Origin of the sequence: Streptomyces sp. NPDC086766 (genome assembly GCF_044746005.1) — a bacterium.
Lineage (GTDB): Bacteria > Actinomycetota > Actinomycetes > Streptomycetales > Streptomycetaceae > Streptomyces.
Window position 1 is genome coordinate 1 of sequence record NZ_JBIVBI010000021.1, and the last position, 23,351, is coordinate 23,351.

A 23,351-nucleotide genomic window follows, 5' to 3' on the forward strand; every position below is an offset into this window, starting at 1 on the left:
GGTCTCGTCGGTGATCAGATGCTTGGAGTAGTCGACGTACAGGTCGCCGACCCGGACCGTGTACCGCTCGGCGCGCCCCGGGTCGGCCGCGAACAACTCCCGCAGGTTCGGCGCGCGGAGCGTGGTCGCGCGGTGGTCCTCCAGGGCGGTCCACTCGGGGCGCCGGGTGAGCTTGGGGGTGTCGGACATGTCAGACGGTCTCCTTGATGCCCTCGCCGCGCAGGGCGACGGCGTACATCTCGTCGGCGTCGAGGCGGCGGAGCTCCTCGGCGATGAGTTCGGAGGTGGCGCGGACCTTCAGCGCGAGGGTGCGCGAGGGCTGGCCCGGCAGGGTCAGCGTGGCCAGCGGGCCCTCCGGCCGGTCGATGACGATCTCGCCGCTCTCGGTGCCGAGCCGTACGGCGGTGACGACCGGGCCGGCGGTGACCACGCGGTCCACCTCGACGTCCAGCCGGGCCTCGAGCCAGCGGGCGAGCAGTTCGGCGCTCGGGTTCTCGGCCTCCGCCTCCACGGCCGCCGAGGTCACCTTGACCCGGGCCTGGTCCAGGGCGGCGGCCAGCATCGAGCGCCACGGGGTGAGCCGGGTCCAGGCGAGGTCGGTGTCACCGGGCGCGTAGGAGCGCACCCGGGTCTGAAGGACCTCCAGCGGGCGCTCGACGGCGTACAGATCGGTGATCCGGCGCTGTGCCAGGGCGCCCAGCGGGTCCTGTGCGGGGTTCTCGGGCGCGTCCACCGGCCACCACACGACGACCGGGGCGTCCGGCAGCAGCAGCGGCAGCACCACGGAGTCGGCGTGGCCGGACACCTCGCCGTAGGTCCGCAGCACCACCGTCTCGCCGGTGCCGGCCTCGGAGCCGACCCGTACCTCCGCGTCCAGCCGCGAGTGCGTGCGGTCCCGCAGGGTGCGGGCGTGCCGCTTGATCACGACCAGGGTGCGTGAGGGGTGCTCGTGGGAGGCCTCCTCGGCCGCCTTGAGCGAGTCGTAGGCGTTCTCCTCGTCCGTGACGATGACCATCGTCAGGACCATGCCCACGGCCGGCGTGCCGATGGCCCGGCGACCGTGCACCAGCGCCTTGTTGATCTTGCTTGCCGTGGTGTCGGTCAGGTCGATCTTCATGGCCTGCGCCAGCTCCGTCCGTCTCGTGCGAGCATCTCGTCGGCCTCCCGGGGACCCCACGTGCCCGCGGGGTACTGCGCCGGCCTGCCGTGCGTGTCCCAGTACTCCTCGATCGGGTCGAGGATCTTCCAGGACTCTTCCACCTCCTGGTGGCGGGGGAACAGGTTCGCGTCCCCGAGCAGCACGTCCAGGATGAGGCGCTCGTAGGCCTCCGGGCTGGACTCGGTGAAGGACTCGCCGTAGGCGAAGTCCATGGTCACGTCCCGGATCTCCATGGAGGTTCCCGGCACCTTCGAGCCGAACCGCACCGTCATCCCCTCGTCCGGCTGGACGCGGATCACGATCGCGTTCTGGCCGAGCTCCTCGGTGGCCGTGGAGTCGAAGGGGGAGTGCGGGGCGCGCTTGAAGACCACCGCGATCTCCGTGACGCGGCGGCCGAGGCGCTTGCCGGTGCGCAGGTAGAAGGGGATGCCGGCCCAGCGCCGGTTGTCGATCTCCAGCTTCACGGCGGCGTAGGTGTCCGTGTTCGACTGCGGGTCGATGCCCTCCTCCTGGAGGTACCCGGCGACCTTCGCGCCGCCCTGCCAGCCGTCCGCGTACTGGGCGCGCACGGTGTGGGCGCCGAGGTCGTCGGGCAGCCGCACCGACTTCAGCACCTTGAGCTTCTCGGTGAGCAGCGCCTCGGCGTCGAAGGCGATCGGCTCCTCCATGGCGGTGAGCGCCATCAGCTGCAGCAGGTGGTTCTGGATGACGTCGCGGGCGGCGCCGATGCCGTCGTAGTAGCCGGCCCGGCCGCCGATGCCGATGTCCTCGGCCATCGTGATCTGCACGTGGTCGACGTACGACCGGTTCCAGACGGGTTCGTACATCTGGTTGGCGAAGCGCAGCGCCAGGATGTTCTGGACCGTCTCCTTGCCCAGGTAGTGGTCGATGCGGAAGACCTGCTCCGGGTCGAACACCTCGTGCACGATCCGGTTGAGCTCCCGGGCGGTGGCCAGGTCGCGGCCGAACGGCTTTTCGATGACCGCTCGCCGCCAGGAGCCCTGCGGGCCCTCCGCCAGGCCGTGCTTCTTCAGCTGCTGCACGACCTTGGGGAAGAACTTCGGCGGCACGGAGAGGTAGAAGGCGAAGTTGCCGCCGGTGCCGCGGGAGGCGTCCAGCTCCTCCACGGCCTGGCGCAGCTGCTTGAACGCCGTGTCGTCGTCGAAGTCGCCGGGGATGAACCGCATCCCCTCGGCGAGCTGCTGCCAGACCTCCTCGCGGAACGGGGTCCGGGCGTGCTCCTTGACGGCGTCGTGCACGACCTGCGCGAAGTCCTGGTCCTCCCAGTCCCGCCGGGCGAAGCCGACGAGTGAGAAGCCCGGCGGCAGCAGGCCGCGGTTGGCCAGGTCGTACACGGCCGGCATCAGCTTCTTGCGGGACAGGTCGCCGGTCACGCCGAAGATGACGAGGCCGGACGGCCCCGCGATCCGCGGCAGCCGGCGGTCCCGCTCGTCGCGCAGCGGGTTCACCCAGTCGGCGGCCGGGACGACCGGGACCCGCACGTCGGCCTCGGCGGCGCGGGACTTCGCGGCCTCGGTCTCGGCGGTCGCCGCCCGCGGCGCCCCGGCGGCGGCGCCCTCGCCCGGCGCGGCGGCCGGTGACAGGGCGGCCCCGGTCCCGTCGGTCCTGGCGTCGGCCGGTGCGCCGGCCGACGCCGCCCCGGCGGCCCGCGTGGCCGCCGCCTCGGCGGGCTTCTTCGTCATTCCGCGTCAACTCCCTTGCTGTTCAGGGACTTCGTGACCGCGTCCAGCAGGTCCTGCCAGGCCACCTCGAACTTGGCGACACCCTCGTCCTCGAGCTGCCGCACGACCTCGTCGTACGAGATCCCGAGCGCCCCGACGGCCGCGAGGTCCGCGCGGGCCCGGTCGTAGCCGCCGGTCACCGTGTCACCGGTGATCCCGCCGTGGTCGGCGGTGGCGTGGAGCGTGGCCTCCGGCATGGTGTTCACCGTGCCGGGAGCGACCAGCTCGTCCACATACAGGGTGTCCTTGTACGCCGGATCCTTCACCCCGGTGGAGGCCCACAGCGGACGCTGCGCGTTGGCTCCCGCGCCGGCCAGGGCGAGCCAGCGCTCGCCGGCGAAGACCTCCTCGTAGGCCGCGTAGGCCAGCCGCGCGTTCGCCAGCGCCGCCCGGCCCTTCAGGGCGAGGGCCTCGTCCGTGCCGAGCAGTGTCAGCCGCTTGTCGATCTCGCTGTCGACCCGGGAGACGAAGAAGGAGGCGACGGAGTGGATCGCCGCCAGGTCGAGGCCCGCGGCCCGTGCCTTCTCCAGACCGGCGAGGTAGGCGTCCATCACCTCGCGGTAGCGCTCCAGGGAGAAGATCAGCGTCACATTGACACTGATACCCAGACCGACGACCTCCGTGATGGCCGGGAGGCCCGCCCGGGTGGCCGGGATCTTGATCATCACATTGGGGCGGTCCACCAGCCAGGCGAGCTGCTTGGCCTCGGCGACGGTCGCCGCGCTGCGGTGGGCGAGCCGCGGGTCGACCTCGATGGAGACCCGGCCGTCCCGGCCGCCGGTCGCGTCGTACACCGGCCGCAGGACGTCGGCGGCGGCGCGCACGTCGGCGGTGGTCATCATCCGTACGGCCTCGTCGACCGTCACGCCGCGCACCGCCAGGTCGGCGAGCTGCTCCTCGTAGCCCTCGCCGGAGCCGATCGCGGCCTGGAAGATCGACGGATTGGTGGTGACGCCCACGACGTGCCGCGACGACACGAGCTCGGCCAGGTTGCCCGAGGTGATCCGCCTGCGCGACAGGTCGTCCAGCCAGATGGACACGCCCTCGTCGGACAGGCGCTTGAGCGCTCCCGCGGTCGCGGTTGCTTCGGTCACAGTGATCAACTTCCTTGTCGCGTTCGGATCAGGCGCGTGCGGCGGCCAGCGACTCGCGGGCCGCCGCGACGACGTTCTCGGGGGTGAAGCCGAATTCGGTGAACAGGGTCTGGGCGTCGGCGGAGGCACCGAAGTGCTCGAGGGAGACGACGCGTCCGGCGTCGCCCACGTAGCGGTACCAGGTCAGGGCGATCCCCGCCTCGACGGCGACGCGCGCCCGCACCGACGGGGGCAGCACGCGCTCGCGGTACGCCCGGGGCTGCTCCTCGAACCACTCCACGGACGGCATCGACACCACCCGGGCGCCGATTCCCTCGGCCTCCAGCAGCCCGCTCGCGGCGACGGCGAGCTGCACCTCGGAGCCGGTGGCGAGCAGCACCACGTCCACGGTCCCGGTGGGGGACTCCCGCAGCACGTAACCGCCCCGGGCCGCGTCCGGGTTCGGCGCGTACGTCGGCACACCCTGGCGGGTGAGCGCGAGGCCGTGCGGGGCCGGCCCGGTGGAGTGGCGCCGCAGGATCTCGCGCCAGGCGATCGCGGTCTCGTTCGCGTCCGCCGGGCGGACGATGTTGAGGCCCGGGATCGCGCGCAGCGAGGCCAGGTGCTCGACCGGCTGGTGGGTGGGGCCGTCCTCGCCGAGGCCGACGGAGTCGTGCGTCCACACGTACGTCACCGGCAGCTGCATCAGGGCGGACATGCGCACGGCGTTGCGCATGTAGTCGGAGAAGACCAGGAAGGTGCCGCCGTAGACGCGGGTGTTGCCGTGCAGGGCGATGCCGTTCATCTCCGCGGCCATGGAGAACTCGCGGATGCCGAAGTGGACGGTGCGGCCGTACGGATCGGCCTCCGGCAGCGGGTTGCCCTCGGGCAGGAAGGAAGACGTCTTGTCGATGGTGGTGTTGTTCGAGCCGGCCAGGTCGGCGGAGCCGCCCCACAGCTCGGGCACGACGGCGCCCAGCGCCTGGAGGACCTTGCCGGAGGCCGCGCGGGTGGCGAGCGCCTTGCCCTCCTCGAAGACCGGCAGGGCGTCCTCCCAGCCCTCGGGCAGCTTCCCGGCGACGACCCGGTCGAACAGCCGTGCGCGCTCGGGTTCGGCGCCGCGCCACTCGGCGATCCGCTTGTCCCAGGCGGCGTGCGCCTCGGCGCCCCGGTCGAGGGCCCGGCGGGCGTGGGCGAGGACCTCGTCGTCGACCTGGAAGGACCGCTCGGGGTCGAAGCCGAGGAGGCGCTTGGTGGCGGCCACCTCCTCCTCGCCGAGCGCGGAGCCGTGCGCGGCCTCGGTGTTCCGCGCGTTCGGGGCCGGCCACGCGATGATCGTGCGCATCGCGATGATCGACGGGCGTCCCGTCTCGGCCTGCGCCGCCCGCAGCGCCGCGTACAGCGCGGGCACGTCGATGTCGCCGTCCTCGGCGGGCTGCACGCGCTGCGTGTGCCAGCCGTAGGCCTCGTAGCGCTTCAGCACGTCCTCGGAGAAGGCGGTGGCGGTGTCGCCCTCGATGGAGATGTGGTTGTCGTCGTAGAGGAAGACCAGGTTGCCGAGCCTCTGGTGGCCGGCGAGCGAGGACGCCTCCGCGGAGACGCCCTCCTCGAGGTCGCCGTCGGACACGATCGCCCAGATCGTGTGGTCGAAGGGGGAGTCGCCCGCGGGTGCCTGGGGGTCGAACAGGCCGCGCTCGTAGCGGGCGGCCATCGCCATGCCCACGGCGTTGGCCACGCCCTGGCCGAGCGGGCCCGTGGTGGTCTCCACCCCGGCCGTGTGCCCGTACTCGGGGTGACCGGGCGTCTTCGAACCCTGGGTGCGGAACGCCTTCAGGTCGTCGAGCTCCAGCTCGTACCCGGACAGGAACAGCTGCGTGTAGAGGGTCAGCGAGGTGTGACCGGGGGAGAGGACGAAGCGGTCACGGCCCGTCCACTCCGGATCGGCCGGGTCATGACGCATCACCTTCTGAAAGATCGTGTACGCGGCAGGGGCGAGGCTCATCGCGGTGCCGGGGTGACCGTTGCCGACCTTCTGCACCGCGTCGGCCGCCAGAATGCGGGCGGTGTCGACGGCACGCCGGTCGAGTTCGGTCCACTCCAAGCGGTCGGATGTCTGCGTGCTCATCTTCAAGAAGTCCTCGAAAGGTCGCGGATTGCTGCCGGACGCGTTCAAACTTAAAAGTCTGACTTTTTCACGGGAAGGTCTCCCTGTGTCAGCCTGTGGTGAAAGTGGGACACGCTGAGGGATCGGCGTGCGAGCGGGACGGCGCGAGAAGGACATGGCGGACAGAACCATCCGAGGCGGAGTCGCGGACGGAGACCGGGACCGGGACGGACGGCGGGACGGAGACGGAGACGGAGCGGGAGACGGGCACGGCGCGGAGGACGGCGTCGGGATCAGAACCTTCCCCTTCCCGGTCGAACTCGGCGTCCGCGGCGTCGGCATGCAGATCGGCCCCATGGGCGCGGGCCGCACCTGGCACGCCGAGGCGCCCCTGCACCGGGTCCACCGCATCGACTTCCACGTGGTCATGCTCTTCAGCCACGGACCCGTACGGCACATGATCGACTTCGCCGAGTACGAGGCCGGGGCCGGCGACGTGCTCTGGATCCGTCCCGGACAGGTCCACCGCTTCTCGCGGACGAGCGAGTACCGCGGAACCGTCCTGACCATGCAGCCCGGATTCCTGCCCCGCGCCACTGTCGAGGCCACCGGCCTGTACCGCTACGACCTGCCGCCCCTGCTGCGGCCCGACGACGCCCAGCTCGCCGGTCTGCGGGCCGCGCTGGCGCAACTGCAACGCGAGTACGAGGACACCGCGACGCTGCCGCCGAGCCTGCACGCCTCGGTGCTGCGCCACTCGCTCACCGCGTTCCTGCTGCGCCTCGCGCATCTCGCGGCGAGTTCGGCCCGGTCGGCGCCGCAGCAGGACGACACGACCTTCACCCGCTTCCGGGACGCCGTCGAGCGGGACTTCGCCACCAACCACAGCGTCAGCGCCTACGCCGACGCCCTCGGCTACTCCCGCCGTACCCTCGTGCGCGCGGTCCGCGCGGCCACCGGCGAGACGCCCAAGGGCTTCATCGACAAGCGGGTCGTGCTGGAGGCCAAGCGCCTGCTCGCCCACACCGACCTGCCGATCGGCCGGATCGGCGCCGCCGTCGGCTTCCCCGACGCGGCGAACTTCTCCAAGTTCTTCCAGCTGCACACGGGACGGACCCCGGTGGCCTTCCGCGCCGAACTGCGCTGAGCGCGCGCCGTGTTGCCGCCCCCTGGTGGCGGCCGGGCGCGGGAAGGGGCCCCACGCGGACGCGCGTGGGGCCCCTTCCTCTCTGGGTGGTGGGGGTCAGCGGCCGGAGCCGCACCGGCCGACGTCGACGGGGCCGGCCGACTGCCCGCCGCTGAAGGTGAGGCAGACGTGGTGGGTGTCGGTCACGGCGAGGACTGGAGCACCTGGACGTAGTCCACCACCATCGGGTGGCCGGGCTCGGTCCCCCGGTCGGGGCCGCCGCCGTAGGCGTTCGGGAAGCCGCCGCCCATCGCCACGTTGAGGATGATGAAGAACCCGTGGGCGGTGGCGTTGTTCCAGGTCGTGGCGTCCATCTGGGTGGACTTCACGGTGTGGAAGTTGACGCCGTCGAGGTAGAAGCGGATCTCCTCGGGGCTGGTCGAGCGGTCCCACTCCATGGAGTACGTGTGGAAGCCGGCCTGGCAGGTGGTGCCGACGCAGGAGGTCGAATTGCCGATGCCCGACGTCTCGTTGCAGGGACCGCCCGGGTTGGTGCCGCAGTGCATCGTGGCCCAGGCGGTGTTGAGGCCCTGGACGTTCTCCATGACGTCCAGCTCGCCGACGCCCGGCCAGTTCTGGTAGTTGCCGCGGAACGGCGCCCCGAGCATCCAGAACGCCGGCCAGTAGCCCTTGGCGGCGGCGCCGGTGACGTTCGGGAGCTGGATGCGGGCCTGGACCCGCAGCTTGCCGCCGGCCGGGGGCTGGAAGTCGGTGCGGTTGGTCTCGATGCGGCCCGAGGTCCACTTGCCGGAGATGCTGCGGCGCGGGGTGATGAGCAGATTGCCGTTGCCGTCGAGTGAGACGTTGCTGGTGCTCGAGGTCATCGTCTCGACCTCACCGGTGCCCCAGTTGGCGGCGCCACCGGGGTACGACGTGCCGGTGTCGTACTGCCAGTTGGTGGTGTCGACGCCCGAGCCCGCGGCGCCGTCGAAGTCGTCCAGGAACACCTGCGTCCAGCCGGACGGCGGCGTGGGCGCCGACGCGTCGGCGGGCGGCGTCGCGGCGGTGGTGACGGCCGCCGCGAGACCGAGCGTGCCGAGGGCGGCGATGAGCCTCCGCCGCACCGAACGCCGGCCGCGACGCGCTCCGGAGGAGGCGGCGGCGCTCGTAGGCCTGTCGAAGGGGACGCTTGAGGGTGTGCCGGATGGGTCGCTCATGGGGGCCTCTCGGGTGCGGAGTGGGTGCGCGGGTGCCTCGTCCGAGAGCGCCGACGGATGCCTGAGAGCGCTCTCATGCGGGTGTGCGCCGCCAATGTGCTCTCGGCCGCCCCTATCGTCAAGGCTTAAAACAAGGAAAGTGATTTAGGGAGGGGGAAGTTCAGGTGATGAAGGCCGGGATTTCCCAGATGTCGCCCTGCCCGCACCTGTCACAGTCGTGTGCTTCGCCCGAGCCCGCTCCGGGCGTACCCCAGGTGCGAACCCGTGCTCTTCGGGGCCTGGCCGGCAGTGGCGGCGTGCGGCTGAGTCACCCGCCTGACGATCCATCCCGGTCCGCGGGTGCGGATCCGCGCGAGACGGGGAGGTGGCCGTGCAGGAGCAGGCTGACGAGCTGGTCCACCACCGCCTCGCCCGGCGGTGTACGGTTCACCGCTGCCAGGTACACGACCGCCCCGGAGTAGATGTCGACCATCAGTGACGTATCGGTGTCCGGGGGCAGCCGGCCTTCGTTGCGAGCCCGCTCCAGCAGGTTCACGACCGACGCGCGGCGGGGCTCGATGAGCTCCGCGAAGGCTCCCGTGCCGGTGGGATCCTCGATCACGTCGGCGAGGAGCGCCGGGAGGATCAGGCACGTGGGCATGGCGGAGACGAGCTCGATCGTGAGACGGACGGCGGTGCGCAGGTCGGCTTCGAGGTCGCCGGTCTCGTTGATGGGGGGGAGGGGAACCCTGCCGCTGAGGGCCTCGATCACGAGTGCGGCCTTGTTGGGCCACCACCGGTAGATGGTGGCCTTGCTGACTCCGGCCCGCCGGGCGACGCCCTCGAACGCCAGACGCTGGTATCCGACCTCGCCGAGGAGGTCTTTCGTGGCTCGGAGCACGGCCTCGTGAGACTCGCGGCGGCGCCGCCGTGCGTCAGGTGTGATGCGGTCGGGCTGGGCGCGTACAGGAGCCATTGCGCTCTGACGGTCTTCCTGGGGCCTGGGGATGTCCACCGCGTGCCTCCCTTGCGAGCCCACTGGCACCCCGTTGACTTGGCCCGAAAAGCAGTCCTATGCTTACCGAAACGGGGCGTTTCGTACCGTATACCCCGTTTGGTAATTTAATAGTAAGATCTGGAAGGCCCGTCTGGGAACTGCTGCACGGTGGTCAGCACGTCGGGCGGGCCGATCACTTCGCGTCAGACCCGCGCGCAGGATCTGACGCACAGGGGCGTTTTCCGAATGCCCGAGATTCCTGTTTCACCCCCCGGAAGGGGGACATCATCATGCGCGCGACCAAGAGCAGGATGCGGCGAATCGCCGCTGCGGTCTGCACGGCGCCCCTCCTTGCCATCGCGGCGGGAGCAGGCGCTGCCCACGCGGCCGCTTTCCCCTCGTCGTCCCATGTCGCTTCCGCTCCCACTCACGACAGCAAGTTCCGTTCGGACTTCTGCTTCTTCCGTGGCGGCTGGGGCTGGGACTGCTGCAACGGCTGGGGCTGGGGCTGGGGCTGGGGCGACCGGTGCTACTTCGGCGACGGCTGGGGTTGGGGCTGGGGCTTCGACCACGACTTCGACCACGGCTTCGACCACGGCTTCGACCACGGCTTCGACCACGGCTTCGACCACGGCGGTGGTGACCACGGCTTCGGTGGTGACCACGGCGGCGGCTACGGCGGTGGCGGTGACCACGGCGGTGGCGGTGGCGGCGGCTACGGCGGTGGCGGTGACCACGGCGGTGGCGGTGGCGGCGGCTACGGCGGTGGCGGCGGCGGTGGCGGTGGCGGGCACTGACTGCTCCAGCGCAGTGAGTTCGCGATCAACACGCCGCAGTCCTGTGAGTGCCGGATCCGGATGCCCGTATATTTCGGGCATCCGGACCTGTCTGGAGCAGCAGGCCTCCCATCCGACCGACTTCGGGGTGGTGTTCAGCGGTGAGGATCGTGTGCGTCGGTGCGGGGCCCGCGGGGCTGTACTTTGCGATCTCGGCCAAGTTGCGCAATGCCGGGCACCAGATCACCGTGTATGACCGTGACCCGCCCGCGGCCACCTACGGCTGGGGCGTCGTGTACTGGGACGACCTGCTGGACGTCCTTTACCACAACGATCCGGAGAGCGCCCGGGAGATCGCCGCCAAGTCCGTGCTGTGGCAGGACCAGGAGGTGCGCGTGCACGGCCCGGACGGCGAGCAGACGGCCTACTTCGGGGGTTACGGGTACAGCATGAGCCGAGCCGACCTGCTCGACGTCCTGACCCGCCGTGCCGTGGAACTCGGGATCGACGTCCAGTACGGCCACCGCGTCACGGATCTCTCGACGCTTCCCGAAGCGGACCTCGTCGTCGCCGCCGACGGCGCGAACAGCGGGATCAGGAGCCAGAGCGAAGCGTTCGGAACGCGCATCGAGGTCGGGCTCAACCCCTACATCTGGCTCGGCACGGACCAGGAGTTCCGCAGCTTCGTGTTCAGCTTCGAGCGGACGTCCGCGGGATGGATCTGGTTTCACGCCTACCCCTCGATCGCCGGCGTCAGCACCTGCATCGTCGAATGCTCACCGCAGACCTGGCACGGCCTGGGACTCGACGAGCTGGACCGCGAACAGGGAGTGCGGCTCCTGGAGGACATCTTCAAGCGCCCACTCGACGGCCACCGCCTGATCAGCCGGTCACGGGGTGCACCGGCGAAGTGGCAGCGCTTCGCGCACGTGACCAACGAGACCTGGTACGACGGCAGGACGGTGCTCGTCGGCGACGCCGCCCACACCACCCACTTCACACTGGGCTCGGGCACCAGACTGGCGATCATCGATGCGATCGTCCTCGCACACAGCCTGCAGACCTATGGGGACGTGGAGGAGGCGCTGCGGGAGTACGACCGCCATCGCCGCGCGGAACTCCATCCGGTGCAGGCGGCCTCGCGTACGAGCATGGCGTGGTTCGAGCACGTGGACCAGTACGTCGACCGCGGCGCTGTGGCGTTCGCGCATGCCATGTCGGTACGCCACGGCGGGCAGAGCCCCTGGCACCTCCAACTCCATCTCGCCACCCAGATCGCCGCGGTGCGCACGGCACGGCGTGCCTTCGCCTCTGGCCGACGCTGGTACCTCGCCCGCCGGCGGGGCGGAGGGAAGGACGACTGATCACGTCGAACCGGTCGACCACCGTGCCCGTCCGGACTCGATCAGCGGGGAAGCCGTCACGGCCGACCGCCGCTTCCTGATGCGCCGTCATGCCGCAGCGCCTGGGCCGCGGCGCCGCCGAGCTGCTGACACGGCCTGAGGACCCGCGGCGCCACGCCATCGAACTCGCACTCCTCACCGGCCTCCTTCCCGTCCGCCCGCGGCGTTGATCGGGAACGGCGCGTCCCGGGATCGACCATCATGGTGCCCAGGGCGCGCGAGGCGTACGGGGTGAACGCGGGTGCCGGGGCGGTCGCGGCGGTCGCGGCGGGAAGGGTGCGGTTGTGAGGCTGACGATTCTGGGCGGCGGCGGATTCCGGGTGCCGCTCGTGTACGGGGCGCTCCTCGGCGACCGCGCCGAGGGGCGGGTCACCCGGGTCGTGCTGCACGACCTGGACGCGGGGCGGCTGAACGCGGTGGCCCGGGTCCTCTCCGAGCAGGCCGCGGGCGTGCCGGACGCACCCGAGGTGTCCGCCACGACCGACCTGGACGAGGCCCTGCGCGGCGCCGACTTCGTCTTCTCCGCGATCCGCGTCGGCGGCCTGGAGGGGAGGGCGGAGGACGAGCGGGTGGCGCTGGCCGAGGGCGTCCTCGGCCAGGAGACGGTCGGCGCGGGCGGGATCGCCTACGGGCTGCGGACCGTGCCGGTCGCCGACGGCATCGCCCGGCGCGTGGCCCGGCTCGCTCCCGACGCCTGGGTCATCAACTTCACCAACCCCGCGGGTCTGGTCACCGAGGCCATGTCCCGCCACCTCGGCGACCGCGTCATCGGCATCTGCGACTCCCCGGTCGGCCTCGGCCGGCGGATCGCGCGCGTGCTCGGCGTGCGCCCCGAGGAGGCGTGGATCGACTACGCCGGCCTCAACCACCTCGGCTGGGTGCGCGGCCTGCGCGTCGCCGGCCGCGACGAACTCCCGCGCCTGCTGGCCGACCCCGGCCTGCTCGGCTCCTTCGAGGAGGGCAGGCTCTTCGGCGCCGACTGGCTGCGGTCGCTGGGCGCGATCCCCAACGAGTACCTGCACTACTACTACTTCAGCCGCGAGACCGTACGCGCCTACCAGGAGGCCGGGCAGACCCGCGGCGCCTTCCTGCGCGACCAGCAGGCCCGTTTCTACGCGGAGGCGCGCGACCCGGACGTGTCGGCGCTGGCCGCCTGGGACCGTACCCGCGCCGAGCGCGAGGCCACCTACATGGCGGAGAACCGGGAGACGGCCGGCGCGGGCGAGCGCGAAGCCGACGACCTGTCCGGCGGGTACGAGAAGGTGGCCCTGGCCCTGATGCGGGCCATCGCCCGGGACGAACGCGCGACGCTGATCCTCAACGTCCGCAACCGCGGCACTCTGTCGGTGCTGGACTCCGACGCGGTCGTCGAGGTCCCGTGCCTGGTCGACGCGAACGGCGCGCACCCGATCGCCGCCGATCCGCTGCCCGGTCATGCGGCGGGCCTGGTCTGCGCGGTCAAGGCGGTGGAGCGCGAGGTGCTCTCGGCCGCCGCGTCGGGCTCGCGCGCGACGGCGGTGAAGGCCTTCGCGCTGCACCCGCTCGTCGACTCGGTGAACGTGGCCCGCAGACTGGTCGACGGCTACCGCGCCGTCCACCCCGGCCTGGCGTACCTCGGCCGGGACCGGTCGTAGGCGGCGCCGCGCCCACGTCGGTCGGGTACCGCCGGGGAGTGGACCCGCGCCGGCGGGGTTCCGCCGGGCGGTCGGTCGCTCCCCCGTAACAGCGACCGACCGCCAGGCCCCCCGTGATCCCCCGTGTCCCCCGTGATCCCCCCGTGGTCCCCCGCTTCCCCCGTGCCTTTCATTCCTATAGAGCGGGCGGTCGGCGCCCTGATACACCCCCGCCGAGGAAAAGTCCCCCGGACCGGGATCCGGGGGACTCCCTCCGACGCGGTGTGCGGTGGGTTCAGCCGGTGAAGCCGGCCGTGATGGACGTGAACTGCCAGGTGCTCTGGTCGATTCCGGAGCAGTTGCTCACCACGCCGCCGCCGGGGCAGGGGCGGTCGCGGTTGACCGCCCAGTAGGCGAGCCGGGCGATGTGGTGGGTGTCGGCCCAGTCGCGGATCTGGGTCCAGATCGCCGGGGTGGTGGTCTCCTGCTGGTCGGACAGGCCGTTCATACCGGAGATGCCGATGTGCGCGTAGGCCGTGGCGTCGTCCCAGCCGAAGGTCGACTTGAGCTTGGCCTTGAGCCCCTCGGCGGCGTTGACCGTATTGCCGTACATGTCGGAGCCGCCGCCGAAGTCGAACGGCATGATCGTGAAGACGTCGATGTTCGCGCCCAGCGACTGCGCCTGCTCGATGAGCCGGTTGCCGTAGTACGTCGGCCCGGTCGTCGAGGTGCCGAAGGTGACGATCGTCCGCAGACCGGGGTTGCCTGCCTTGACGGTCTTCAGCGCGGTGAGGATCTTCGCCTGGACGGCCTCGTTCTCGAACTCGTCCGTGTTCTCGATGTCCATGTCGATCGCCTTGAGGCCGTAGGCGTCGATCACCTTCTGCAGCGCCCCGGCCAGCGCGCTCGCGGACGAGCAGTTGGCGCCGAGCTTGCTGCCCTGCCAGCCGCCGAACGACGGGACGATGTCACCGCCCGCGGAGCGGATCTGGTTGATGACACTCTGGTCGGTGCCCCCGGTGAGCGGCCGGCTGCCGTCCCAGGCGGGGTTGCAGCCGCCGGAGTCCAGCATGAACGCCATCGTGTACCACTTGATCCCGGTCGCGCTCATCACCGAGGTCGCGCTCGGCGGGTCGCCCCAGCCGAGGTAGAGGTAGGGCGCGGCCTGTCTGAAGCCGGTGCCGCCGCCGGTGCCCGCGTCCGTCGTGACGCTCACGGAGTTCGAGGCCGCCGACGTGTTGCCGGCCGCGTCCCGCGCCTTCACGGTGAAGGTGTAGGAGGTGCTCGGCGACAGCCCGCCGACCGTGGCGCTCGTGCCGGAGACGCTGAGCACGCTGTTCGAGCCGCTGTAGACGTCGTACGCCGTCACGCCCACGTTGTCCGTCGCGGCGTTCCACTTCAGCGACACGCTCGACGACGTCCGGCCCGTGGAGGTCAGGCCGCTGGGCGCGGTAGGCGCCTGGGTGTCCGAGCCCCCACCGCCGCCGCCCGGGCCGTCCAGGCTGATGTCGTCGGCGTAGTAGGTCCCCTGGGCGTACCAGCCGTGGACGTAGATCGTGGCGCTGGTCTGGGCGGCGCCGGTGGTGAAGGACACCGACAGTCGGCTGTACGCCGACGGGGACGTCGTCCAGGTCGAGGCGCCGCCGTTCACGCCGAGGTAGACGTAGGAGCCGCGCACCCAGCCCTCCAGCGTGTACGTCGTGTTCGGCTGGACCGGGACGGTCTGGCTGCACTGGGCGTTGTCGCTCGACGTCACCGCGCCGGAGAGCGCCTTGGTGCCGCCGTGCACGGGGGAGGAGACGACCGAGCCGAGGTTCCCGGTGCAGGTCCAGGGGGACAGCCCGCCCGACTCGAAGCCGGGGTTGGACAGGATGTTGGCCGCGTGGGCCGTGCCGGGGAGGGCGACGGCCCCGGCCAGGGCGAGGGCCGCGGAGCCCAGCAGGGCGAGAAGCCGACGTCTGTGACGTCCGGGTGTGTTGCGCACGCGATCTCCCTGATGAAAGTGGGGTGTTCGGGAGGCACAGCTGAAGTGCGGTGGTGCGCAACCAAGTTGGTATGGACCAATCCCGGTGTCAAGACGCGGCGCCGGGATTGGTCCAGACCGGTATCGAGTTGTGGCCGGCGGGCGCGCCCGTCGGGGGCCGCCCGCCGCGAGGCGGGTCTCCGGCGCGCGTCCGGGAGTGTCCGGGCGCGTCCGCGCGCGGGAGTCTAGGCGGGTGCCGTGGCCCGCGGGGTGGTCTGCGCCGGGGTGGCGCCGGCCGGTTCCGGGGCCGGTGCGGGCACGGCCGGCAGCAGCCGCTCCGGCTCCTGCGCGCGCTGTGCCGGAAGGGACACCGGCCGCAGCGGACGCGGGCCCGACACCACCGTGTAGTCCGGTCCCAGGAACGGGGGCTCGATCTCCCCGGGGTCCTCGCCCAGCGCCAACCGCACCGCCGCCCAGGGGGCGTTGATCCCGCACAGGGACAGCTGGTGCAGCCCGCCCGCCGGCCGGGTGTTGACGTCCAGCAGGACCGGCTGGTCGCCGTACATCCGGAACTGGATGTTGGACAGGTAGTGCAGCCCGAAGCCCTCCGCGATCCGGTGGGCCGGATCCAGCCACCGCTCGTGCACGGTGAAACCGCGGCGACGTCCGTTCTTGGTGCGGCCCACGGCCATGCGGACACGGTTGTCCGGCCCGGTCAGGCAGTCGACCGACACCTCCGGCTGCCCCAGCCGCGGCATCACCAGCCAGTCGACCTGCCCGGCCGCCTCCTCGTCCGCCTCCTCCAGGGCCCGCAGCACCAGGTCGAGCGGGACGGAGGGGCTCGGGAAGCCGCTCAGCTGCGCGAGCGAGAAGGGGGCACGGGTGATCACCCGGAAGCCCACACCGCCCGCGCCGGCCGCCGGCTTGAAGCACGCCTGGTGCCCCTTCGACTCCAACTCCGTAACGGCGGAGAGGAGTTCGTCGGCGGTGCGCACCCGCCACCAGGGCGGCACCGGCACGCCGATGGAGCGGACCGCCTCGTACGCGGTCGCCTTGTCCTCGAAGACGGCGACCGCCTCGGGCGTCGGCGCGAGCAGCGCGGTGCCCGCCGCCGCGAAGTCGGCGCGGTGCGCCACGATCGCCGCCTGGTGCAGCCGCGGCACGAACACGTCGATGCCGCGCCGCCGGCACTGGGCCAGCGCGTACTCCACATACCCGGCCGGGGACAGGCCCTCGGGTTCCATGTCGGCGGTGTCGGCGGCGGCCAGCACGGGGGAGTCGGCGTCGCCGTGCGTCGCGTGGATCTCCACGGCCCGGTCGCCGGGATTTCTCCGCAGCTGTTCCATGAAGAACACGTTCTCCGCGTACGTGCGGTTGAGCCAGACGCGTACGCGAGAGACCATGCAGGCCGCCTTTCGGGGTGCGCGGGCAGGGCGAACCGGGCCGTGCCCGGCCAGGGGGGATGGAGGGACACCAAACCGCCCTGCGCGAGGGAGAGTTACGGCGGTGGTGTTGGGGCGATCATACGGCTTCCGAAGGCCGCCGCGTACAACGCGCGTGTTACGGATTCGCCGCTTCCGCGGACCCCGGCGACGGGGGCGCCCGGCACCCGGCCACGGGGGCGAGCGGCGGGCGCGGGCCGGCCGACACGGACCGCCGCACGACCTGCGCGGCAGCAGCGGTTTTCGGCCGCCGCGCCCGCCGTCGGCGCGGGGTTCCCTTGTCCGGTCGGCGCCGGGTGTGTTCTTGTGGTCACCGTCGTGCGCGCGGAGGGGGGCGACAGGTGACGAGGAAGGCCGGCGGTGCCGGAGAGCTGCTGGCCGTCAGCGACCTGCACATCGGCTACGCCGAGAACCGCGCGCTGGTGGAGGCGATGGTGCCCGGCTCCGACGACGACTGGCTGCTGGTGGCCGGGGACGTCGCCGAGACCGTGGCCGACATCCGCTGGGCCCTGAAGACGCTGGCGGACCGCTTCCGCACAGTGGTGTGGGCACCCGGCAACCACGAGCTGTGGACCCATCCGAGGGACACCGTCACGCTGCGCGGCGTCGCGCGCTACGAGCACCTCGTCGAGGTCTGCCGCGACCTGGGCGTCATCACGCCCGAGGACCCCTACCCGGTCTGGGACGGACCCGGCGGCCCGGTGGCCGTGGCGCCGCTGTTCCTCCTGTACGACTACTCCTTCCTGCCGGCGGGCTGCGCCACCAAGGACGAGGGGCTGGCGTACGCGCACGGGACCGGCATCGTGTGCAGCGACGAGTACCTGCTGCACCCCGACCCCTACCCGAGCCGCGAGGCCTGGTGCCGGGCCCGTGTCACGGAGACCGGGCGCAGGCTCGCCGAACTGCCCGGCGACCTGCCCACGGTGCTGGTCAACCACTATCCGCTGGACCGGCACCCCCTGAACGTCCTGTGGCACCCCGAGTTCGCCATGTGGTGCGGCACCCGGCTGACCGCCGACTGGCACCGCAGATTCCGCGTGGCCACCATGGTCTACGGCCACCTCCACATCCCGCGGACCACCTGGCACGAGGGCGTCCGCTTCGAGGAGGTGTCGGTGGGTTACCCCCGTGAGTGGCGCAAGCGCCCGGAACCGCCGGGACGGCTGCGCCGCGTGCTTCCGATGGAGGTCGGATCCCGTTGATCGAGGAGCTGCTCCCGGACTCGGTGGTGACCGTGGAGGCGTACGGCGACGACGAGACCGACCGCGCCCCGCTGCACCCCGAGGAGCTGGCGGTGGTGGCGCGGGCGGTGGACAAGCGCCGCCGCGAGTTCGCCGCCGTGCGCGCCTGCGCCCGCCGGGCCATGGAGAAGCTCGGCGTGCCGCCGCAGCCCGTACTGCCCGGCGACCGCGGCGCCCCGCGCTGGCCGGAGGGGCTGACCGGCAGCATGACCCACTGCGACGGCTACCGGGCCGCCGCCCTGGTCCGCGCCGCCGACCTGGCCTCCCTCGGTGTCGACGCCGAGCCCCACGCCCCGCTGCCCGACGGCGTCCTGTCCGCCGTCGCCCTGCCCGCCGAGCGGGAGCGGCTGAGCCTGCTGGCCGCCCGGGAGCCCGCCGTGCACTGGGACCGGCTGCTGTTCAGCGCCAAGGAGTCCGTCTACAAGGCGTGGTTCCCCCTCACCGGGAAGTGGCTGGACTTCACCGAGGCGGACATCGAGGTCCACGCCGACCCGGGGACGCCGCCTCTCGGCCGCTTCCGTGCCGAACTGCTGGTCCCCGGGCCCCTGGTGGGCGGCCGTCCGCTCACGCACTTCGAGGGCCGCTGGGCCGTCCGGCGGGGCCTGGTGGCCACCGCCGTGACGGTGCCTCACGCCTGACATCCCCCATGCGGGGGCGGCCGACCCGCCCCCGCAGGAGACCCGAAGAGGTCCGGCGGCCCGAAGGGGTCCACCGGCGCGGCTCACGACCCCGGGCACCAGGTCCGCAGCAGACGGAAGAACGCCTCCTCGTTCCCGGTGAGGCCCGCGCGGGCCAGGGCGCGCTCCGCCTCGGCGAGCACGGCGGGCGGCACGAGCGGTGGCCGGCCCTCCGGCGGCCCGTCGAAGGCCGCGTGTACCGTGTGCAGTAAGCGCAGGTAGGCCTGGACGGCGGTGCGCTCGCGGTCGGTCAGTACGGCGGTCGGCATGGATTCGCTCTCCCCGGTCGGCGTCACACGGTCACGCGCCCGGCCCCTCGGAGGGCGCGTACGCCTCCGCACGGCGGCTGCGCACTCCCAGCTTGCCGCCCGCCACTGACAATGCCCCCGGCGATCCGTACCGGTTCGCCCGCTCAGCGGAGGCGAAACCAGCCGTGACCACGGCCGGACGGCCGGAAGGCGCGTCGACCGCACCGTGCGTACTGCCCCTACCGCCCCGCGTTGCCCCGCCGTCTCAGGCCGGCTCGCCCTGCCGCGGGTCCGCCGCACAGGCGTCAGGGGCGCCCGGAGCCGCGCATACGTTGCGGTCCTGACGTTCGTTCCCGTCCTGCGGTGCGTTACGGGCCTCGCGTCCGTCCTGGGCCTCGCCCGCGTCCCGCGCGGCTTTTGGGGCGTCCCCGGTCCCGGGGGCGCCGCCGTCCTCGGACATGTCACCCTCCCCGGGGGCGTCGTGCGCCTCGCCCTCCCCGCGGCGGCCCAGGTACCCCAGGGACGCCTCGATCCGCCCGGCGAGATGATTGCGCCGTACCGGCCCGCGTAAGGACGAACCGGCAAGCCACGTACGGCACTTGCTGGCGAGGAGCAGCCCGAAGGCCTCTGCCTGCTCCTCCTCGCTGAGGTCGAACCGGGTGCGCGCCGCGGCCCGGTGCACGGTCGCCCGCAGGTCGGCGAGGTCGGCCCGGTCGCCGATCAGGCGCGCGGCGACCGAGACGCCGTCGACGTGGTGGCCGCAGTGCCCGGCCTGCATGTGCCACAGCTCGTGGCCGAGGATGACCAACTGGTGGTCGGGAGCCGTGCGTTCCTCCACCAGGACCAGGTCCTGGTCGGTCATGTCGAGCCACAGCCCGCTGGCGGTGCCGGGCGGGAAGGCGGCCGTGCGGAAGCGGACGGGACGGCCGCGGCGCCTGCTCATGGCGTCGCACAGCGCGGCGTACAGCTCGGCCGGCCGGGCCGGTGCCGGCAGGCTCAGCTCCGCGACCAGCTCGCCGCACAGGCGGCGCATGTCCCTGCCGATGCCCATGTTTCTCCCCAGCATCACGACTCGGGCCGCTTGACGCTCTCCAGAAGCATGTCCAGCCACTCCGCGACCTTGTCGCGGTGCTGGTCGGTGGGCAGTTGCGCGGCCCGCCAGGCGATTCCGCGCACGCCGTGGTCCTGCAACAGCCGTTCCAGCGGGTCGTCGGCGGCCTCGGCGGCCTGCCGCTCGCGGTCGGCGAGCCGCTGGAGGAGTTCCTGCTCACTGCGCTGGAGGGCGCCCGCGAGGGCCTCGGGGTCCTCGGCCGTGAGGAAGCCGGCGTGCACCCGGAAGAAGCGCTGGATGGCGTCGCAGTGCTCCATGGTGGGGCGCCGGTCGCCGTTGATGAGGGCGCCCGCCTGCTGCCGCGACATGCCCGCGCCGTCGGCGATCTCCTGCTGCGTGTAGCGGCGCCCGTTGGGCTTCAGCCGGGTGCGGCGCAGCAGGTCCAGCCGCTGCAGGAACCGGGCCTGCACGTCCGGCTCGCCCGCGGGCCGTCCGCCGAGCAGGGCCCTGACCACGGGTTCCGGCACGCCGCAGGCCACGGACAGGCGGCTGACGTCGAAGACCTCGGCGTGCGGGACGTCGAGCCGGTCGGCGAGTGCGGTGACGCGTGCGACGACGGCCGGCAGGACAGCCGACGCCGTGGTGCCCGGATCCTCGAAGCCATCCGTCACCGACAGATCTCCTACGTCTCTCACAGGCTTCTCACAAGCGGTTGCCGTGAACTTCCCGGAGAGTAGCGGGTCGTTCGAACTCACATCCAGGTCTCGCCACAACTGTGGCCAATTTCAGCCGTCGACGGGCATGAAATGCCACGATAGTTGACACGACTCGCGTCCGGGCAGGAGGATCAAGGCGCCGCGTGAAGGCCGCAGAGGCAAGAGGGGTGACACCTCCCGATGGCATATCAGGCAGGAGGGCAGCGGTCGGAACCGCGGCCCGTCCCCGAGAGTCCCGAGGCGCGGGCCTATCTCCAGGACTACGCCGCGCTTCTGGAGGCCGTCTCCTTTCCCTCGTTCGTCGTCGACCACCGCTGGGACGTGGTCCTCACCAACCCTGCCTTCACCTCGCTCTTCGGCGAGGTCGGACCGCACCCCACGGCCATGCCGCACGACAACTTCCTGCGGTTCGTGCTGTTCCACCCGGACGCGGGCAGCGTCCTCGGCGAGCACGAGTCACGGTGGTGCCTGCCGATGCTGGCGCACTTCGAGTCCGCCATGGAGCGCCGCGGTCACGACCCCGCGCTCCAGGCCGTCCGCCGCGACATCGCGCAGGACCCCATCATGGAGGCCGCCTACCGGCACGGCCTGCCGCACTGGATCCGCGCGGTCGGCGACGCGGCCGTCGTGTCCGACGGCGCGGTCCGACCGCTGCTGCACCCGGACCCGCGCTGGGGCGCCACCGACTGCCGCATCATCGAGGAGACCCCGGCCACCCTGCGCGACCTCGGCTGCACACGGTTCACCCTGGTGCTGCGCGAGACGCGCCCTCCCGCGCAGGACCCGCGCGGACGACAGCGCCCGCGGCGTGCGGCGAGCCACCTCAGCGTGGTGACCGCCCCGGAGGCCTGACCCGGCACCGTCCGCGTTCAGGTCGCCCACGGCGCCGGGTTCATCCACCCCTCCGAACTCGCCCCGGACGCCGGGCCCGCGGATTCCGACCGGCTCACGTGACGCGCCCCGGACGCCGGGCTGACGCCCTCCCCGGCTCTCGCGCGACCCGCCTTGGACGCCGGGCTCACATCCCTCGCCCGGCTCGCTCACGGCGCGCCACCGTCGTACCGCCCGCGCCCTCACCTCTCGCCGATCACGAGCACGAGCGGAACCGACCTGCACGGCACCAGCCGCAGCCCGCCGTGGGCGACGGCCCGCGCCCGTTCCAGCACCGCCCCGAAGTCCGGCCCCCGGGTGAGCGATCCGGCCAGGTGCGCCGGATCGGCGGAGGCCGCCACCCGCCCCCGGGCGTTCACCAGGCGGGCGGGGCCGGGCAGTTCCCGCAGCAGCGGCAGCACCGCCGCCTCGAAGTGCCGCAGGTACACGTCGGCCGCGGCCACCCCCGCGAACCGGCCCGCCACGGTCACCGGCGCGGACAGCGTCAGGCTGTACTCGTCGGAGCAGAGGTAGTCGACGTAGGGCCCGGCCACCGCCCGCAGCCCGGTGTCGCGGGGCAGCGCGAACCAGTCCCAGTGCGTGTAGTCCGCGTACGCCGACCGCCCCGGATCGAGGTCGGGCAGCAGCGGCCGCACGTCCCCCTGCGCCGTGCTCTGCCACCACTCCAGCCAGGCCGGCACATCGGCCAGCAGCCCCGGCGCGGCGATGAAGCCGACCCCGGAGACCAGTTCCTCCCGGGCCAGGCGCAGATGCAGCCCCGGCCGCAGCGCGGCGAGGTCGGCGGTGGCCGGCCGATGTCCCCGCCCGGCCGCCCGCGCCAGCAGCGCGGCCGTGTCCGCTGCGGTGTCGGCGACCACGTCGAACACCGCCTCCAAGGCGCGGCCGACCCGTGCGGTCACCCGCGCCTCCGTCCGTTCCGCCGCGGAGGCGTCCCGCGCGGCGGCGGCCGCCGCCTCGGCGAGCGCGGGGCTGTGGCTCATGGCGCCCTCCAGCGGACGGGAGCGGAGGCGGTGCGGCTACAGGGTCAGGCGTACGGCTACGAGCCGCGCCACCGACTCCCGCACGCACCGCTCGGCCGACGTGCGGGCCGCGTCACGGTCCCCATCCTGCACGGCACAGATCACGGCACGGTGACGTTCTGCGACTTCTTCACGATATTCGTCGTCGCCGAACACCAGGCACAGCAGCGCCCCGACCTCCGTCTGCAGGGCGACCTGCTCCCGGGTGAGCCGCGCCGACTGCGCGGCCGCCGCCAGCTCCACATGGAACCGGCCGTACAGCCGGCTGCGCGCCGCCGCGTCCTCGGCGCGCGCCAGCTCCTCGGCCGTACGGCGCAGGTGGGTCAGGTCGTGCGGCTCCGTGCGCTCCGCCGCGAGCCGGGCCGCGGTGCCCGCCAGGGCGGCCCAGTGGTCGCCGAGGTCGCGCAGCTCCTCGGTGCTCCAGCCGCTCAGCCGGGACCTCAGCCGCTCCTCGCCCGGTACTTCGGGCAGCGCGACGAAGCTGCCGCCGCCGCGTCCGCGCCGGGTGGTCACCAGACCCTGCTGCCGCAGCGCCATCAGCGCCTCCCGCAGGGTCACCGTGGACACCCCGAGCAGACCAGCCAGTTCGCTCTCGCCGGGCAGCTGCTCCCCGTCCGCGAGGAGCCCGAGTTCGATGGCGTCGCCGATCCGGCGCACCACGGCGTCCACCCGCGCCCGGCCGTCCACCGGTGCGAAGACGGCCCTGCGGGCGTCGCCCGCTCCGAAGGCCCCGCCCATCGCGCCGAGCCCGCCCCTCTCGCCGGCACCGCTCGCCGTGCCCGTCGCCCCGCCGGTGGTGCCGGTCTCGCCGGTCGGGCCGGGCCCGCTCCCGAGTTCTTCTTGCTTCACGGCCACCACCTTGCCAGTTGACCCAAGCTTTGCCTTGATGCGGTCTTGAGATTTGAACTATGACT

General features: G+C 72.5%; 18 protein-coding genes and 3 pseudogenes. 7 read left to right on the forward strand and 14 right to left on the reverse strand.

What is annotated here, in order from left to right; all coding sequences use genetic code 11:
* From ACIPM1_RS29140 to tkt, 5 genes and pseudogenes are all read right to left on the reverse strand, one after another.
* Positions 1-189 (reverse strand): annotated as a pseudogene (locus tag ACIPM1_RS29140) (glucose-6-phosphate isomerase); the annotation flags it as partial.
* A 1-nt stretch (position 190) separates the two neighbouring features.
* A complete protein-coding gene (gene opcA / locus ACIPM1_RS29145; RefSeq protein ID WP_356195634.1) occupies positions 191-1,117 on the reverse strand; it encodes a glucose-6-phosphate dehydrogenase assembly protein OpcA in 927 nt (308 codons plus the stop codon).
* Positions 1,114-2,862: a glucose-6-phosphate dehydrogenase gene (gene zwf, locus ACIPM1_RS29150; RefSeq protein ID WP_402439615.1), complete on the reverse strand. Its 1,749-nt coding sequence runs from the start codon at positions 2,860-2,862 to the stop codon at positions 1,114-1,116. The genes opcA and zwf overlap by 4 nt, the downstream gene beginning before the upstream one ends.
* Positions 2,859-4,004, reverse strand: coding sequence for a transaldolase (tal, locus tag ACIPM1_RS29155; RefSeq protein WP_402439617.1), 1,146 nt, complete (start codon positions 4,002-4,004; stop codon positions 2,859-2,861). Before tal ends, zwf begins: the two co-directional genes overlap by 4 nt.
* A 19-nt stretch (positions 4,005-4,023) precedes the next feature.
* Complete coding sequence (gene tkt, locus ACIPM1_RS29160; RefSeq protein ID WP_402439619.1) at positions 4,024-6,099, reverse strand: transketolase; 2,076 nt, start codon at positions 6,097-6,099, stop codon at positions 4,024-4,026.
* 154 nt (positions 6,100-6,253) lie between these two features.
* On the opposite strand from tkt, the gene ACIPM1_RS29165 reads away from it, so the two are divergent.
* Complete coding sequence (locus tag ACIPM1_RS29165) at positions 6,254-7,225, forward strand: helix-turn-helix domain-containing protein (RefSeq protein ID WP_402439621.1); 972 nt, start codon at positions 6,254-6,256, stop codon at positions 7,223-7,225.
* Positions 7,226-7,416: 191 nt separating this feature from the next.
* On the opposite strand, the pseudogene ACIPM1_RS29170 reads toward ACIPM1_RS29165, so the two are convergent.
* Positions 7,417-8,421 (reverse strand): annotated as a pseudogene (locus tag ACIPM1_RS29170) (glycoside hydrolase family 16 protein); the annotation flags it as partial.
* A gap of 307 nt (positions 8,422-8,728) precedes the next feature.
* A complete protein-coding gene (locus ACIPM1_RS29175) occupies positions 8,729-9,301 on the reverse strand; it encodes a TetR/AcrR family transcriptional regulator (protein ID WP_402439623.1) in 573 nt (190 codons plus the stop codon).
* 386 nt (positions 9,302-9,687) lie between these two features.
* Between ACIPM1_RS29175 and ACIPM1_RS29180 the strand changes: the two genes are divergently transcribed.
* The 3 genes from ACIPM1_RS29180 to ACIPM1_RS29190 all read left to right on the forward strand — a co-directional run bounded on the left by ACIPM1_RS29180 (position 9,688) and on the right by ACIPM1_RS29190 (position 13,210).
* A complete protein-coding gene (locus tag ACIPM1_RS29180; protein ID WP_402439625.1) occupies positions 9,688-10,194 on the forward strand; it encodes a hypothetical protein in 507 nt (168 codons plus the stop codon).
* A 149-nt stretch (positions 10,195-10,343) separates the two neighbouring features.
* Positions 10,344-11,537, forward strand: coding sequence for an FAD-dependent monooxygenase (locus tag ACIPM1_RS29185; protein WP_402439760.1), 1,194 nt, complete (start codon positions 10,344-10,346; stop codon positions 11,535-11,537).
* 323 nt (positions 11,538-11,860) lie between these two features.
* Complete coding sequence (locus ACIPM1_RS29190; protein WP_402439627.1) at positions 11,861-13,210, forward strand: 6-phospho-beta-glucosidase; 1,350 nt, start codon at positions 11,861-11,863, stop codon at positions 13,208-13,210.
* A gap of 274 nt (positions 13,211-13,484) precedes the next feature.
* Here ACIPM1_RS29190 and ACIPM1_RS29195 read toward each other — a convergent pair whose 3' ends face one another.
* Together ACIPM1_RS29195 and ACIPM1_RS29200 are read right to left on the reverse strand one after the other, a co-directional pair.
* Entirely contained in the window at positions 13,485-15,173 is a 1,689-nt protein-coding gene (locus tag ACIPM1_RS29195) for a carbohydrate binding domain-containing protein (protein ID WP_402439629.1), read from the reverse strand.
* 224 nt (positions 15,174-15,397) lie between these two features.
* The gene (locus ACIPM1_RS29200; protein ID WP_402439631.1) at positions 15,398-16,555 is read right to left on the reverse strand and encodes an ATP-grasp domain-containing protein; all 1,158 of its coding nucleotides are present in this window, start codon (positions 16,553-16,555) and stop codon (positions 15,398-15,400) included.
* A gap of 380 nt (positions 16,556-16,935) precedes the next feature.
* Here ACIPM1_RS29200 and ACIPM1_RS29205 point away from each other — a divergent pair, with 380 nt between their 5' ends.
* Complete coding sequence (locus tag ACIPM1_RS29205; RefSeq protein WP_402439633.1) at positions 16,936-17,796, forward strand: metallophosphoesterase family protein; 861 nt, start codon at positions 16,936-16,938, stop codon at positions 17,794-17,796.
* On the forward strand, positions 17,793-18,473 hold the full coding sequence (locus ACIPM1_RS29210; RefSeq protein ID WP_402439635.1) for a 4'-phosphopantetheinyl transferase: 681 nt from the start codon (positions 17,793-17,795) through the stop codon (positions 18,471-18,473). Before ACIPM1_RS29205 ends, ACIPM1_RS29210 begins: the two co-directional genes overlap by 4 nt.
* A gap of 83 nt (positions 18,474-18,556) precedes the next feature.
* Here ACIPM1_RS29210 and ACIPM1_RS29215 read toward each other — a convergent pair whose 3' ends face one another.
* From ACIPM1_RS29215 to ACIPM1_RS29225, 3 genes and pseudogenes are all read right to left on the reverse strand, one after another.
* Positions 18,557-18,781 (reverse strand): hypothetical protein, encoded by a 225-nt coding sequence (locus tag ACIPM1_RS29215; RefSeq protein ID WP_402439636.1) that lies wholly within the window; start codon positions 18,779-18,781, stop codon positions 18,557-18,559.
* A 475-nt stretch (positions 18,782-19,256) separates the two neighbouring features.
* Positions 19,257-19,793: pseudogene (locus ACIPM1_RS29220) on the reverse strand (toxin-antitoxin system, toxin component); the annotation flags it as partial.
* 32 nt (positions 19,794-19,825) lie between these two features.
* Positions 19,826-20,482 carry a helix-turn-helix transcriptional regulator gene (locus ACIPM1_RS29225; protein ID WP_356190446.1) on the reverse strand — a complete coding sequence of 219 codons (657 nt, stop codon included), beginning with the start codon at positions 20,480-20,482 and terminating at the stop codon, positions 19,826-19,828.
* Positions 20,483-20,707: 225 nt separating this feature from the next.
* Between ACIPM1_RS29225 and ACIPM1_RS29230 the strand changes: the two genes are divergently transcribed.
* Complete coding sequence (locus tag ACIPM1_RS29230) at positions 20,708-21,379, forward strand: hypothetical protein (protein WP_402439638.1); 672 nt, start codon at positions 20,708-20,710, stop codon at positions 21,377-21,379.
* A gap of 221 nt (positions 21,380-21,600) precedes the next feature.
* Here ACIPM1_RS29230 and ACIPM1_RS29235 read toward each other — a convergent pair whose 3' ends face one another.
* Both ACIPM1_RS29235 and ACIPM1_RS29240 read right to left on the reverse strand, forming a co-directional pair.
* Positions 21,601-22,398 (reverse strand): cache domain-containing protein, encoded by a 798-nt coding sequence (locus ACIPM1_RS29235; protein WP_402439639.1) that lies wholly within the window; start codon positions 22,396-22,398, stop codon positions 21,601-21,603.
* A 36-nt stretch (positions 22,399-22,434) separates the two neighbouring features.
* The gene (locus tag ACIPM1_RS29240) at positions 22,435-23,175 is read right to left on the reverse strand and encodes a FadR/GntR family transcriptional regulator (RefSeq protein WP_402439762.1); all 741 of its coding nucleotides are present in this window, start codon (positions 23,173-23,175) and stop codon (positions 22,435-22,437) included.
* Between the last annotated feature and the right edge of the window lie 176 nt (positions 23,176-23,351).